This window comes from Massilia sp. DWR3-1-1 (assembly GCF_049898325.1).
Lineage (GTDB): Bacteria > Pseudomonadota > Gammaproteobacteria > Burkholderiales > Burkholderiaceae_D > JAFCUW01.
On record NZ_JAFCXL010000004.1, the window covers coordinates 37,896 to 51,730 of the forward strand.

The 13,835-nt window shown below is 63.5% G+C and carries 12 protein-coding genes; 8 read left to right on the forward strand and 4 right to left on the reverse strand.

Features of this window, described 5'->3' with window-relative positions; translation table 11 throughout:
• Positions 1-17: 17 nt before the first annotated feature.
• Entirely contained in the window at positions 18-1,223 is a 1,206-nt protein-coding gene (locus ACP7EY_RS05565; RefSeq protein WP_426191310.1) for an EAL domain-containing response regulator, read from the forward strand.
• A 33-nt stretch (positions 1,224-1,256) separates the two neighbouring features.
• Here the strand turns inward: ACP7EY_RS05565 and ppsR are convergent, their stop codons facing one another.
• On the reverse strand, positions 1,257-2,105 hold the full coding sequence (ppsR, locus tag ACP7EY_RS05570; RefSeq protein WP_426191312.1) for a posphoenolpyruvate synthetase regulatory kinase/phosphorylase PpsR: 849 nt from the start codon (positions 2,103-2,105) through the stop codon (positions 1,257-1,259).
• Between the two features lie 196 nt (positions 2,106-2,301).
• Between ppsR and ppsA the strand changes: the two genes are divergently transcribed.
• The 5 genes from ppsA to lepB all read left to right on the forward strand — a co-directional run bounded on the left by ppsA (position 2,302) and on the right by lepB (position 7,438).
• Positions 2,302-4,740, forward strand: coding sequence for a phosphoenolpyruvate synthase (gene ppsA, locus ACP7EY_RS05575; RefSeq protein ID WP_426191314.1), 2,439 nt, complete (start codon positions 2,302-2,304; stop codon positions 4,738-4,740).
• 223 nt (positions 4,741-4,963) lie between these two features.
• Positions 4,964-5,386 (forward strand): NfeD family protein, encoded by a 423-nt coding sequence (locus ACP7EY_RS05580; protein ID WP_426191316.1) that lies wholly within the window; start codon positions 4,964-4,966, stop codon positions 5,384-5,386.
• 38 nt (positions 5,387-5,424) lie between these two features.
• A complete protein-coding gene (locus ACP7EY_RS05585) occupies positions 5,425-6,345 on the forward strand; it encodes an SPFH domain-containing protein (protein WP_426191318.1) in 921 nt (306 codons plus the stop codon).
• Positions 6,342-6,725 carry a hypothetical protein gene (locus ACP7EY_RS05590; RefSeq protein ID WP_426191320.1) on the forward strand — a complete coding sequence of 128 codons (384 nt, stop codon included), beginning with the start codon at positions 6,342-6,344 and terminating at the stop codon, positions 6,723-6,725. Before ACP7EY_RS05585 ends, ACP7EY_RS05590 begins: the two co-directional genes overlap by 4 nt.
• A gap of 59 nt (positions 6,726-6,784) precedes the next feature.
• The gene (gene lepB, locus ACP7EY_RS05595; protein WP_426191322.1) at positions 6,785-7,438 is read left to right on the forward strand and encodes a signal peptidase I; all 654 of its coding nucleotides are present in this window, start codon (positions 6,785-6,787) and stop codon (positions 7,436-7,438) included.
• A gap of 56 nt (positions 7,439-7,494) precedes the next feature.
• On the opposite strand, the gene ACP7EY_RS05600 is transcribed toward lepB, so the two are convergent.
• Both ACP7EY_RS05600 and ACP7EY_RS05605 read right to left on the reverse strand, forming a co-directional pair.
• Positions 7,495-8,067 (reverse strand): PEP-CTERM sorting domain-containing protein, encoded by a 573-nt coding sequence (locus ACP7EY_RS05600; protein WP_426191324.1) that lies wholly within the window; start codon positions 8,065-8,067, stop codon positions 7,495-7,497.
• Positions 8,068-8,154: 87 nt separating this feature from the next.
• The gene (locus ACP7EY_RS05605) at positions 8,155-11,151 is read right to left on the reverse strand and encodes a M12 family metallo-peptidase (RefSeq protein ID WP_426191326.1); all 2,997 of its coding nucleotides are present in this window, start codon (positions 11,149-11,151) and stop codon (positions 8,155-8,157) included.
• Positions 11,152-11,617: 466 nt separating this feature from the next.
• Here ACP7EY_RS05605 and ACP7EY_RS05610 point away from each other — a divergent pair, with 466 nt between their 5' ends.
• Positions 11,618-12,799: a multidrug effflux MFS transporter gene (locus tag ACP7EY_RS05610; RefSeq protein ID WP_426191328.1), complete on the forward strand. Its 1,182-nt coding sequence runs from the start codon at positions 11,618-11,620 to the stop codon at positions 12,797-12,799.
• Between the two features lie 60 nt (positions 12,800-12,859).
• On the opposite strand, the gene smpB is transcribed toward ACP7EY_RS05610, so the two are convergent.
• On the reverse strand, positions 12,860-13,309 hold the full coding sequence (smpB, locus tag ACP7EY_RS05615; RefSeq protein ID WP_426191330.1) for an SsrA-binding protein SmpB: 450 nt from the start codon (positions 13,307-13,309) through the stop codon (positions 12,860-12,862).
• A gap of 91 nt (positions 13,310-13,400) precedes the next feature.
• On the opposite strand from smpB, the gene ACP7EY_RS05620 reads away from it, so the two are divergent.
• Positions 13,401-13,835 (forward strand): type II toxin-antitoxin system RatA family toxin, encoded by a 435-nt coding sequence (locus ACP7EY_RS05620; RefSeq protein WP_426191332.1) that lies wholly within the window; start codon positions 13,401-13,403, stop codon positions 13,833-13,835.

The window sequence follows — 13,835 nt, forward strand, 5'->3', positions numbered from 1 at the left end:
CAGCTTTGGGGGACGGGATGGATATCGCGCATTTGCATTTTTTGGTGGCCCAGGCCGATCCCAGCCAAAGGCATGCGCTGGTCGACATGCTGGGCGTGCTCGGTGCGCCCCGCGTGACCGAGGTGCCGGACGGTCACACGGCGCTGCGCTGCTTCCAGGACAGCTTCACCCCGACCGTCAATGTCGCCATCATCGACCTGGACCTGCCCGGCATGGATGGCCTCGCGCTGATCCGCACGCTCGCCGCCATGCACTGCCGCGCGCGCCTGATCGTGGTGGGCAATCAGCCGGCCAACCTGATGTTTTCCGTCGAGACCATGGCGCAAGCCTACGGGTTTGATTTGCTGGGCACCCTCACCACCCCCGTTTCGGGCGCGCGCCTGCGCGAGCTGCTCGAGAACTACGTGCCGCAGGATGCCGGGGTGCTGGAAACGGCCGCCGCCAGCGGCCCCAGTTTTACCTTTTCCGAGGTGGGCATCGGCTTGCAGGCGCGCCAGTTCGAGCCCTTCTTCCAGCCCAAGATCGAGCTCGAAACGGGCCAGGTCAAGGGCCTTGAAGCGTTTGCCCGCTGGCGCCATCCCGAGCACGGCGTGCTGGGCCCGGGCGCCTTCATCGACGCCCTCGAGCAGCACAACCGCATCGATTTTCTCGACTGGAGCATGATCGAAAAGTCGGTCGAGCGCTGCCGCGCGTTCCACGACATGGGCATTCCGATCGCCATTTCGATCAACCTGGCGCCGGAAACGCTGGCCCATCCCCAGTTCATGGAGCAGATTGCCGCCTGCGTCGGCCGCCATCGCCTGTTGCCCGACTACCTGACGTTTGAAATTCCCGAGTCCTCGGTGCTGACCATCGACGCCGGTTTCGTCGAGCGCCTGGTGCGCATGCGCATGGCCGGCTACGGCCTGGCGATCGACGACTACGGCACCGGCCGCTCCAACCTGCAACTGCTGGCGCGCATTCCGTTTTCAGAACTGAAGATCGACCGCAGCTTCGTCGACGGCGCCTCGAAAAAACGCGCGCTGGGCACGGTGCTGGCATCCTGCCTGGGACTGGCGCGCAGCCTCGATCGCAAATCGGTGGCGGTGGGGGTGGAGACCAAGCAGGACTGGGATTTTTTGCAGGGCCTGGGGTGCACCTACGCGCAGGGCTATTACATCGCCAGCCCGATGGAGGCGGCCGCGTTTCCCGGCTGGCTCGAGGACTGGCGGCAGTTCTTCTAGACCGAACGGGTCTGGCCCGTCCCGCCAGCGGTCTCAGTACTCGCGCCGGTCCGGTTTAATTTCCTGCAAAATCGTCGTCGCAATCTCTTCGATCGACTTGGTCGTCGACGACAACCAGCGGATGCCTTCCCGCTTCATCATCGCTTCGGCTTCGTTGACCTCGTAGCGGCAGTTTTCCAGCGATGCGTACTTGCTGCCGGCGCGCCGTTCGTGGCGGATCTCGGAGAGGCGCTCGGGCGTGATCGACAGGCCGAAAATTTTATGGCGGTACGGCGGCAGGTTCGAGGGCAGCTTGCCGCGCTCGAAATCGTCGGGGATCAAGGGGTAATTGGCGGCCTTGATCCCGTATTGCATGGCCAGGTACAGGCTGGTGGGGGTCTTGCCGGAGCGCGACACGCCCACCAGGATCACGTCGGCCGACGACAGGTTCTTGTGCGACTGGCCGTCGTCGTGGGCCAGTGAAAAATTGATCGCCTCGATGCGGTTTTTATACGCTTCGCTGTCGACGACATTGTGCGAGCGGCCGATCGTGTGGGTCGACATGACGCCCAGTTCCTGCTCGAGGGGGGCGACGAAGGTGCTGATCAGGTCCATGTGCATGCCGTGGGCGGTGCGGATGACCTTCGACAGGTCCGGCTTGACCAGGGTCGAGAAGATGATCGGCTTTTGCTGGTCGAGGGCGAACGTTTCGTTGATCTTGCGGACCGCGTCATGCGCCTTGTCGATGGTGTCGATGAAGGGCAGGCGCACCTGGCGAAAGCGCATCTCGAACTGGCTCAGCACGGCATGACCGAAGGTTTCGGCGGTGATGCCGGTGCCGTCGGAGACAAAAAACACCGTGTTCGGCGAGGGTGGCATGGCGGGGCGCGATTCAGTTGGCATGGGGGGCTTCAGGATAGGGACAGGGAAGTTTGCTTGCTGCTTTTGATCCAACATTGTGGACTGTAAATTACGGGCGGACGCTGTAGAATGCTCGTCAACGGTTTTAATTGTGCGGTACGCGGGCCAGAATAACAAGAAAACCCCCGAGCTACCGCCAGTGCGCGACGATTTCTATCTCAAGTAAGGGTGTTTTACCATGACCAACGCAGCAATGAATGACCAGGGCCAGGCGGTGTATGTCGCTTCGTTCGAGACCTTGCGCATGACCGATGTCGAATCGGTCGGCGGCAAGAACGCCTCGCTGGGCGAGATGATCAGCCAGCTGGCCGGCGCCGGTGTGCGCGTGCCGGGCGGCTTCGCCACCACGGCGCAGGCCTTCCGCGATTTTCTTGACCACGCCATCGACGGCGGCGCCTCGCTGGGCGACCGTATCGCCACCCGCCTCGAAGGCCTGAACATCGACGACGTGCGCTCGCTGGCCGCAGCCGGCGCCGAGATCCGCAAGTGGATCGTCGAAACCCCGTTCCAGCCCCGCCTGCAGGCGGAAATCGAAGCCTTCTATGACCGCCTGGTGGCCGATTCGAGCACCGAGATGTCGTTTGCCGTGCGCTCGTCGGCCACCGCCGAAGACTTGCCGGACGCGTCGTTCGCGGGCCAGCAGGAGAGCTTCCTCAACGTCGTCGGCATCGACAATGTGCTCGAAGCGATGAAGCACGTGTTCGCCTCGCTGTACAACGACCGCGCCATCTCCTACCGCGTCCACAAGGGTTTTACCCACGCTGAAGTGGCCCTGTCGGCCGGCGTGCAGCGCATGGTGCGCTCGGACCTGGGCGCCGCCGGCGTCATGTTCACCATCGATACCGAGTCCGGCTTCAAGGACGTCGTGTTCGTCACCTCGAGCTACGGCCTGGGCGAGACGGTGGTGCAGGGCGCCGTCAACCCGGACGAATTCTACGTCCACAAGCCGATGCTCAAGCTGGGCTTCAAGCCGGTTATCCGCCGTAACATCGGCTCGAAGCTGATCAAGATGGAATTTACCGCCGAGGCGAAGGCGGGCAAATCCGTCAAGACCGTCGACGTGCCCATCGAAATGCGCAACCGTTATTCGCTCACGGACGAAGAGGTGGTGGAACTGGCCAAGTACGCCGTCATCATCGAGGACCACTACCAGCGCCCGATGGACATCGAGTGGGGCAAGGACGGCCGCGACGGCAAAATCTACATCCTGCAAGCGCGCCCGGAAACCGTCAAGTCGCAACAGAAGTCGTCCGACGCCCAGCTGCGCTTCAAGCTCAAGGGCACCGGCACCGTGCTGACCTCGGGCCGCGCCATCGGCCAGAAAATCGGCGCCGGTCCCGTGCGCGTCATTTCCGATCCGTCGGAAATGGAACGCGTGCAGCCGGGCGACGTGCTGGTGGCCGACATGACCGATCCCAACTGGGAACCGGTCATGAAGCGCGCCTCGGCCATCGTCACCAACCGCGGTGGCCGCACCTGCCACGCGGCGATCATCGCCCGTGAGCTGGGCGTGCCCGCCGTCGTCGGTTGCGGCGACGCCACCGACATCCTCAAGGATGGCACCATCGTCACCGTGTCCTGCGCCGAAGGCGACGAAGGCCGCATCTACGACGGCCTGATCGAAACGGAAGTGTCGGAAGTGGCGCGCGGCGAACTGCCCGAGATCCCCGTCAAGATCACCATGAACATCGGCAATCCCCAACTGGCCTTCGACTTCCAGTCGATTCCCAACAAGGGCGTGGGACTGGCGCGTCTCGAATTCATCATCAACAACAACATCGGCGTGCACCCGAAGGCCATCCTCGAGTACCCGAACATCGATGCGGATCTGAAAAAAGCCGTTGAGTCGGTGGCCCGCGGCCACGCCTCGCCACGCGCGTTCTACGTCGACAAGCTGGCTGAGGGCATCGCCACCATTGGCGCGGCGTTCTGGCCAAAGCCGGTCATCGTGCGCTTGTCCGATTTCAAATCGAACGAGTACAAAAAGCTCATCGGCGGTTCGCGTTACGAGCCGGACGAGGAAAACCCGATGCTGGGCTTCCGCGGCGCGGCGCGCTACCTGGCGTCCGACTTTGCCGGCGCCTTCGAGATGGAATGCGCCGCCATGAAACGGGTGCGCAATGAAATGGGCCTGACCAACGTCGAAATCATGGTGCCCTTCGTGCGTACCCTGGGCCAGGCGAAAAAAGTCATCGACCTGCTGGCCGAAAACGGCCTGGAACGTGGCAAGGACGGCCTGCGCATCGTCATGATGTGCGAAGTGCCGTCGAACGCCATCCTGGCCGACGAATTCCTCGAGTACTTCGACGGCTTCTCGATCGGCTCGAACGATCTGACCCAGCTGACGCTGGGCCTGGACCGCGATTCCGGCATCGCCCTGCTGGCGGCCGATTTCGACGAACGCGACCCGGCCGTCAAGGCCATGCTCTCGCGCGCCATCCAGGCTTGCCGCAAGGCGGGCAAGTATGTGGGCATTTGCGGCCAGGGCCCGTCGGACCACCCCGATTTCGCGGCCTGGCTGATGGCCGAAGGCATCGAGTCGATGTCCTTGAATCCCGATTCGGTGATCGATACCTGGACCAAGCTGGCGGCAGTCAAAGCGGCTGAAGCGAAGTAAGCGACGCCCCTGTTGTACGCTCGAATGGCTCCCGCAAGGGGGCCATTTTTCTGCCGGCAGCAAATGATTGACTCGCGCCAGAAATCGGCTAGACTATCCACATTGGAATGTTTGACAGAATAGCCATCAAAAAATCACTGTACGGTTTGCGAACCCTCGTTGTCCTTGTCGGGCAGCGGGGGTTTTTTGTTGGAGTCACTGGCGGGAAGGGGAGGGACGGGCAATGAGCGATTCGATGGGCTGGCTGATAGCTGCTGGCGTGCTGGTGGTGCTGGAACTGTTTAGCGGCACTTTTTATTTGCTGATGTTCGCCACCGGTCTGGCGGCCGGGGCGCTGGCCGCGCTGGCCGGCTTCGGCGCGGCCGTGCAACTGCTCAGCGCCGCGCTGGTGGGGGTGGTGGCGACGGTGGTGCTGCACCGCAGCCGTTTCGGCCACAGCCGGCGCGGCAACACGGCGCGCGACCCGAACATGAATATCGATATCGGCCAGAAGCTCGAAGTGGACCACTGGCGCGACGGCCACGCCCGCGTCAAGTACCGGGGCGCCCTGTGGGACGTGGAACTGGGGCCGGGCGCGCACGCGCAGCCGGGCGTGTTCAAGATCGTGGAAGTACAGGGCAGCCGCCTCATCGTGAGCGGCGCTTGATGCAGGCAATGAAATAAAATATCAAAAAAGGCTAAATAATGGAATTTTCTTTCGGTACTGTCGCGTTCCTCATCTTTGTCATCGCGCTCGTGTTCGTGTTCAAGACCATCAACGTGGTGCCCCAGCAGCACGCCTGGGTGGTCGAGCGGCTGGGCAAATACCATGCGACGCTGGCGCCGGGCCTGAACATCGTGGTGCCCTTCATCGACCGCATCGCCTACAAGCACATCCTCAAAGAGATCCCGCTCGACGTGCCGCCGCAGGTGTGCATCACGCGCGACAACACGCAGCTGCAGGTGGACGGCATCCTGTATTTCCAGATCACCGATCCGATGCGCGCCTCGTATGGCTCGTCGAACTATATTGCCGCCATCACCCAGCTGGCGCAAACGACCTTGCGCTCGGTGATCGGCAAGATGGAACTCGACAAGACGTTCGAGGAGCGCGATCACATCAACACCACCATCGTCAACGCCATCGACGAGTCGGCCGCCAACTGGGGCGTGAAGGTGCTGCGCTACGAGATCAAGGACTTGACGCCGCCGAAGGAAATTCTGCACGCGATGCAGGCGCAGATCACCGCCGAGCGGGAAAAGCGCGCGCTGATCGCCGCCTCGGAAGGGCGCAAGCAGGAACAGATCAATATCGCCGACGGCGAACGCACGGCGGCGATCGCCCGCTCGGAAGGCGAAAAGCAGGCCTCGATCAACCGCGCCGAAGGCCAGGCGGCCGCCATCGTGGCGCTGGCGCAGGCGTCGGCGACGGCGCTGCGCGAAGTGGGCGACGCCATCGCCGCGCCGGGCGGGCGCGATGCGGTCGACCTGCGGGTGGCCGAAAAATACGTCGATGCCTTCGCCAACCTGGCCAAGACGAATAACTCGATCATCATTCCGTCCAACCTGGGCGAGATGAGCGGCATGATCGCCAGCGCCATGCAGATCGTCAAAGCGCAGAAGTGAATCCGACCCTGCAGTTGCAGCCGGCGTCGCCCCGTGCGGCACTGTGGTGGCTGTTCGGCGCGGCCCTGTTTGCCGGGGTGGCGCCGGCCCTGCCGGCGGGCGCCTGGGCGGTGCTGCACGCCGTGCTGAGCAACCTGGCGCTCAGTTTCCTGCCGTTCCTGTGGTACTGCCGGGACAGCGATGCCTGCCAGTTTCAGCGCACCGCCTGGTGGAACATGGGCATGGTGACGCTGCTGTTTCCCGTCCTGCCCCTGTATCTGTGGCGCAGCCGCGCCCGCGGGCGGCGCCTGAAGGCGATCGGCCGGGCCTGCGCCTGTGCGCTCATGCTGCTGGTCGCTGGCGGACTGGGCGCGCTGCTGGCCTTGCTGGCCGGGGTTTAAGAGCATTTTCAGAATCGCGCCGTATAAAGGTTGCACCACCATCTATACGGAGATCTGCGATGAAAAATTTTCTGGCCGCAAACAAGGGCTTCCTGTTGTTTATCGTGCTGTTCGGCGTGTTCCGCACTGCCGTGGCCGACTGGAATCCGATTCCCTCGGGCTCGATGCGCCCCAATCTGCTCGAGGGCGACGTGGTCTTCGTCAACCGGCTGGCGTTCGATCTCAAGCTGCCGCTCACCGAGGTGGTACTGGCGCGGCTGGGCCAGCCGCGGCGCGGCGATGTCGTCACGTTTCATTCGCCCGTCGATGGCACGCGCCTGATCAAGCGCGTGGTCGCGCTGCCGGGCGACGTCGTCGAAATGCGCAATGAACACCTGATCATCAACGGCCAGCCTTGCCAGTACAGCGTGCAGGACGCCAGCAGCAGCGGGGGCGCCGAACTGGTGGAAACCATCGCCGGCCACGCGCACCGCATCGCCTTGCTGCCCGAGGTCGCCGCGCGGCGCGACTTTGCGCCCGTGCGCATCCCGCCCGAGCAGTTCATGATGCTGGGAGACAATCGCGACAACAGCGCCGACTCGCGCTATATCGGCCTGGTGCCGAGGACGCTGTTGATCGGTCGCGCCGAGCGGGTGCTGGTGTCGGCCGATATGCTGGGCAACTGGCTGCCGCGACCGGCGCGTTTCGGCCTGTCGCTGGCGGCCGCCCAGTAAAAGATCGGGCAATAAAAAAGGCGGCCCCCAGGCCGCCCCGTCGAACTTCGGACGACTCAGATACCGCGACGGCGGCGCAGCACGGTCAAGCCGGCCAGCGCGGCCAGCGCCAGCAGCAGGCTTGCCGGTTCAGGCACGTTGCCCGTGGGTGGCGTCACGGGCATCGTGATGTCGCCGAGATTGAATGGCACCTCGTCGCCAGCGTCGTTGACAAAAATCACCTCAGCGAAGGTGAACTGGGGGGCCGCCGCGCTCAGTGCGATGAAATCGTAGTGGGCCAGCAGGCCGCTGCCGCTGGCGCCCGGGCCAGGCCCGATCAGCGAGGCGAAGGTGTAGTTGATGCTGCCGGTGCCGGCACTGCCGCCATCGAAATCAAAGGTGCCAGCCGAATCGAGGAAGGTGCCGGCGACGGTGCCCGCATACGCTACGGCGGCAGGATTGAAAAACAGCGAGAACTGGTACGCCGCGATGTCGACCGCGCCGCTCACCAGCACGTCGACGCCGAAGCTGTTGCCGACGGTGGGCGACACGGTCGCGCTGATCGTCGGTGCGGCAAACGCCGAGTGCAGCGCCATGGCGCCCACGAGCAGGGCGGCGGTGAGGCCTTGTTTCAGAGTGTTGAACTTCATGATCATTCCTTGTTTGTAATAGGTCGAATCCGCTGGCGTCCGCCCGGCCGGGGCCGGGCGGACGCGCTTGACTTGTTGCCGCGCCGTTTATTTGACGCAGGTGGTGCCGCTTGCCAGAGCCTTGGTCACCAGGTTGACGTCGAGGATGTTGATCACGCCATCCTTGTTGACATCCAGGTTGGCGCTGTAGCCAGCCTGGCCGCTGCGCTTGCCGATGGCCGCTTTCACCGCCGCCAGATCGATGCAGCTGACCACGCCGTCGCCGTCGACGTCGGCCGGCACGATCACCGGCGGCGGCGGGGTGACGAGGGTGAAGTTCGTGTCGGACACATCGAAGTAGATGTTGTCGACCGCTTCGATCTTCAGGCGCGCCGTGGTGGTTGCGCTTGCCGGCATGACAACGCTGGCGCTGCCCGTGTTCGGTACGCTGGCCGCCAGCACGGTGGCGAAGCTGGTGCCACCGTCCGTCGACAGGCTGATCTTCACGTTGGCCGTGCTGACCGGCGCCACGTTGGTGTTGGCAACGTTCCACGTTACCGTCTGGGTCGAACCGGTGTTGTACGACACGGCCGTATTCGGCGAAGTGACCAGGAAGGGACCGGCGGCCGGGGCCAGGGTCAGGGTCGTGGTGCCGCTGCCGATACCACCCTTGCCGTCACGCGCCGTCAGGCGGAAGTGCAGCGTCGCCGGACTGGCGTTGACACCGGCGACGCCGACGTAGGCCGCGGTGGGCAGCCATTCCGAGAAGCAGTCGACCTCGGTCGTGGTGGGCGCCGCGGCACCGGCCAGCGGGCACTGGCCGGTCAGGGCATTGGTATTGTTGGCCAGGATCTGCACCATGTCGGGGAAGACGCGGGTCGGATTGGTGGTGACAATGTTCTCGCCAGGCGAGTTGTACTGGAGCGAGTCCGTATAGGACACGATGGCGCGGGTGCCGAACTGGCGGAACAGCGGACCGTTCACCTTGCTGTTGCTGATCAGGCCGGTACCGCCCGCGCCGCCGCGGTCGTTCTGTTCCCACATGTAGGTGACGGTATTGGCGTCGACGTCGGTGGCGCTGCCGGTCAGCACGAATGGCGTGCGCACCGGGATGGTGTAGCCGGCGGTGACGGTCACGACCGGCGCGCTGTTGCCCGTGTCGGAGGTGGCGCCGCGCCGCGTGGTCGAACCGCCCTTGGTGATTTCCCCGACATACCCTGAAGCGCCAACGGCGTTGACGATGCTCAGTGGTCGCGCATCGGCGCCGGCCAGGGCGCCGCCAAAGGTGACGGTAAAGCCGCTGAGCGACACGGCCGACGCGGTGACGGTGGCGCCGCTCGGCCATCCCGGGGTGCTTTCGATCGCGGCCTTGATGACGGCCGCGGTGGGCGTGCCGGTGATGGTCGTGGCCGAGACATTGCCGTTGTAGGCGATCTTGAACGACTGGCCGGCGGCGCCCGTGTAGCCGGTCAGGGCGGCCTGTTGAATTTCACTCAAGGTGCTTTCGGCGCCCGCGGTGTAGGCGGTGATTTCATCAAAGCTGCGCTGCGACCAGTACGGATCGCTGTGCGGCTGCAGATTGTCGGTGCCGCAGATGCCGGCGTAGGCCATGATCGACGACCCGCTGCCTGGCTCGACGGAGGTGCCTGCATTGCGGTTCCCGCCCGTGCAACTGCCGACGGCGCCGTTGAAGGTGTGGTTGCCGGCGAACTGGTGTCCCATTTCGTGCGCCACATAATCGACGGCAAAGTAGTCGCCGTCCGGGGTGGGCACGCCGGTGCAACCCTGTGCCTTGGCGCTGGTGCCAACCACGCCCAGGCTGGCGATGCCGCCGCCATCATTGCCCAGGGCGATGTGACCGATATCGTAGGCCGAGGCGCCCACCAGCAGGCCCAGCACCACGCGGTTGCGGCTCAGGGTGCCGCTGACGCATGAACTGGACTGGCTAACCGTGAAGCAGGCGGTGTCGCCGCAAGGACCACCGGGATTGTTCATCGCGGCCGTTGTGTTGAGGTTGAGAACGTCGTTGTTGCCGATCAGGACCAGGCGGATCGAGGTTTCATCTTCGTAGATCTGGTTCACGCGGTTGACCAAGGAGACCTTGGCGGCGGTCACGTTGGCGGCGCCGAAGTAGGTGGCGTAGGAAGGGTCCGTCAGCAGGGCCAGGCGGTAGGTGCGCAGGGTGATGCCGGTCACGCCGCTGGTGGTGACGCTGTCGGCGACGACCGAAAACGAACTGGTGGTTTCATTGCTGGCGTCGCGGGCGGCTAGCACGTAGGCGCCGATGTTGCCGGTTGGATCGGCCGGGAAGCTGAAATTGATCACCCCTTCCGCGTCGGCGCTGGTGACGAAATTCTGGGTGGGCGCGGACTCGGTTTCACCGCGCACGGTGATCGACACCGAGCCGTTCGGCTCGAAGCCGGCCCCGCGCACTTCGACGCTGTCGGCGGCATGATAGAAGCTGCGATCGAGCAGCAGTTGGGGCGCGTCGATGCTGCCTTCGCGCAGGGCATTGCCCTGGTTGACGGCGTCGCGCGTGAAATAGGTGGCGTGGACGCTGTCGTTGGTGGCATTCATCGGGTCGACGTACCAGTTGCCCTTGGCCGAACGCACCGAGGCGTGCAGGCCCAGCGGCGACACGTCCATCCGCAGGGACGCGTTCGGATCATCGACGCCACGGCCGGCGAAGGTCTTGATTTCAGGATGCCTGGCTGCCAGTTCCGCTTCCATGATGGGCGATTCGACCAGGCGGAAACGCTGATAGCCGCCTTCCGGATGGGGCAGCGAAATGATGAAGCCGGAATCGCCTTTCTTGACTGAACGCTCGTTCGGCGCGCCGGCCACCAGGCGCAACATGGCGCGCTTGTCCAGATTGATCGAGCGGAACTTGCTGGCCTTGATGCCGCGGCTGACCGATTTGCCGCCAATGATGACGCTATCGCTGCCGGCCAGGCTCCTGGCGTGGGCGTTGGTAAGGTCTTGCCAGTTCTGGCCGGTTGCCTGGGTGGGCGCTTTTTCCGCGCTTGCCGCCTGCGCGAAGCCGCCCGATGCGCAAACGAGGGACACCAGCAGGCTGATCGCCGTGGTACGAGGGGTGAGTGTCATGATTACCTTTGTTTTTTTGTTAAAAAAATAGAGACAAACAGTGGGGCGGGACCAGCAGAACAGCAAGACAACCAGGCGTGCAGGACAATTAGACGGGCAGAACATCGAGACCAGCAGGACAACAAGACAGCGCGCAGCCGCGCCGCCGGGCGCGCAAACGCTTGCGCGCCAGCATGGTGCAGTGAAAAATTTGATTTGCACTATTGCTGTGCGCACAATACGAAGCACGCCAGATCGTTTACAAATAAATATTATTTACTTACGTGCCGAGTATTGCTGAAAATATACATCCTCACAAGTTTATTATTTTTTATACATTTGTTGTTTTTATACCGACATGGGGCTTTGCAAAATGCCAGCTTTCAGGCAGGCACAAATACACGCCCCCAAACACGATCAGGTAAAATTCGGCCCTGCGCCGCAGGGGCGGCCAATTTTGAAGAACAGGGTAGTAATGCAGCGTGCAATGACGGTGATTCTGGCGTTTCTGAGCATGGTGGGGGCACTCGCCATCGACACCTATTTGCCGTCGATTCCGGCGATTGGCCGCCACTTCGAGGTGGGGCCGGTGGCGGTCCAGCAGACCTTGAGTCTGTTTCTGTTCTGCTTTGCCTTCATGATGCTGTTCTACGGCACGCTGTCCGATTCCTTCGGCCGCCGCCCCGTGATCCTGGTGGCGCTGGCCCTGTACACCGTCGCTTCGCTGGGCGCCGCGCTGGCGCCCAGTTTCGGGGCGCTGCTGGTGGCGCGCGCGCTGCAGGGGCTGGCGGCCGGCGCCGGCTCAGTGGTGGGCGCGGCCATCGTGCAAGACCGTTTTTCCGGCGCCCAGGCGCAAAAAGTCATGGCGCATATCATGATGGTGTTCGGCCTGGCGCCGGCCATCGCGCCCATCTTCGGCGGCTGGCTGCACGTGCACTTCGGCTGGCGTGCCACATTCTATTTTCTGGCCGTGTTCGGTGCGCTGATGTGGCTGATCGTGTGGCGCGCGCTGCCTGAATCCTTGCCCCCGTCGCAGCGCACTAAATTTCACCCTGGCGAGATCGCCGCCAATTACCTCAAGGTACTGCGCCACCCCCGCTTCGTGCTGCTGGCTTTGTCCGTGGGCATGGCTTTCGGCGGTCTGTCGCTGTACATCGGTTCGGCCGCCAACTTCGTCATGGAAGTGCTGCACCTGCCGGAAACCGCGTTTGGCTGGCTGTTCATCCCCTTGATCAGCGGCATGGTGATCGGTTCAGCCTGGAGCGGCAAGGTGGCCGCCACCATCGCCCCGGTGCGCATGAAGTGGATCGGCTTTGCCATCATGTTCGCCGGCGCCGGCGGCGGCGTGGTGCTGAACCTGCTGTTCGTGGCCGCGATCCCGTGGGCGGTGTTGCCGCTGATGGTATTTACCTTCGGCCTGGCCAGCGCCATGCCGGCCATCCAGATGAGCGCGTTCGCACTGTTTCCCGACAACCGCGGCCTGTCCTCGTCGATGCTGTCGTTCATCCAGATGATCGCCTTTGCCCTGGTCTCGGGCCTGGTCGCGCCGCTGCTGTTCGGCAGCGCCTTGAAGCTGGCCGCGGGCATGCTGGCCGGCGTGGTGCTGGCTTTTATCTGCTGGCGCCTGAGCACGCTCAAGCGCTTCGCCGTGCCCGAGCCGGCCGTGTAAACGCGGGCGCCAAAAAAAAGCCGCCCGGATCGGGCGGCTTTTTGCAGCGGGGCGCGGTGGTTAGCGGCTGTGCGTCTTCATTGCCGCGGCCACTTCGCGCTTGCCATCGCGCTCTTTCTCGGTGGCCCGCTTGTCGTGCTGCTTCTTGCCCTTGGCCAGGCCGATTTCGCACTTCACGCGGCCGCCCTTGAAGTGCAGGTTCAGCGGCACCAGGGTAAATCCCGAGCGCTCGACCTTGCCGATCAGCTTGTCGACTTCGGCCCGGTGCAGCAGCAGCTTGCGGGTGCGCACCGCGTCCGGGTGGGTGAAGGCGGACGCCGTCGCCAGCGCGCTGATGTGGGCGCCGAACAAAAACAGTTCGTCGCCCCGCACGACCACATAGGCCTCCTTGATTTGCACCCGCGAATCGCGGATGGCTTTCACTTCCCAGCCTTCGAGCACGATGCCCGCTTCGTAGCGGTCCTCGATGAAGTAGTCGTGAAATGCTTTTCTATTATCAACAATGCTCATGTATTAGCTAAAATGCGCGGGTCGGTTAAACTAGGGCGTCGCACCTTGAACCGGCGGCAACAACTTCCACATCATAGCAAATGGCAGACACATGGCAGTAGTGCACAAGACAGTTTTTCTCGCTTACAGCGCGGAGCAGATGTTCGACCTGGTCGCCAACGTCGCTGATTACCCCAAATTCCTGCCCTGGTGCGGCGCCGTCAGGGTCATCGAAGAGACCGACGGCAAACTCGTCGCCTCGGTCGGCATCAATTTTCATGGCGTCAAGCAAGCGTTCACCACGGCCAACACCAACACGCGCCCCACCCAGATGGCCATGAAGCTGGTCGACGGGCCGTTCAAGGTCATGGATGGCCTGTGGACCTTCAAGGCCCTGCGCGAGGATGCCTGCAAGGTCGAATTCGACCTGCGCTACGAGTTTTCCAGCGTCATCCTGGAACAATTGGTCGGCCCCGTGTTCGGCGTGATCGCCAACAGCATGGTCGATTCCTTCTGCAAGCGCGCTGAAACCGTCCATGGGGTGTGA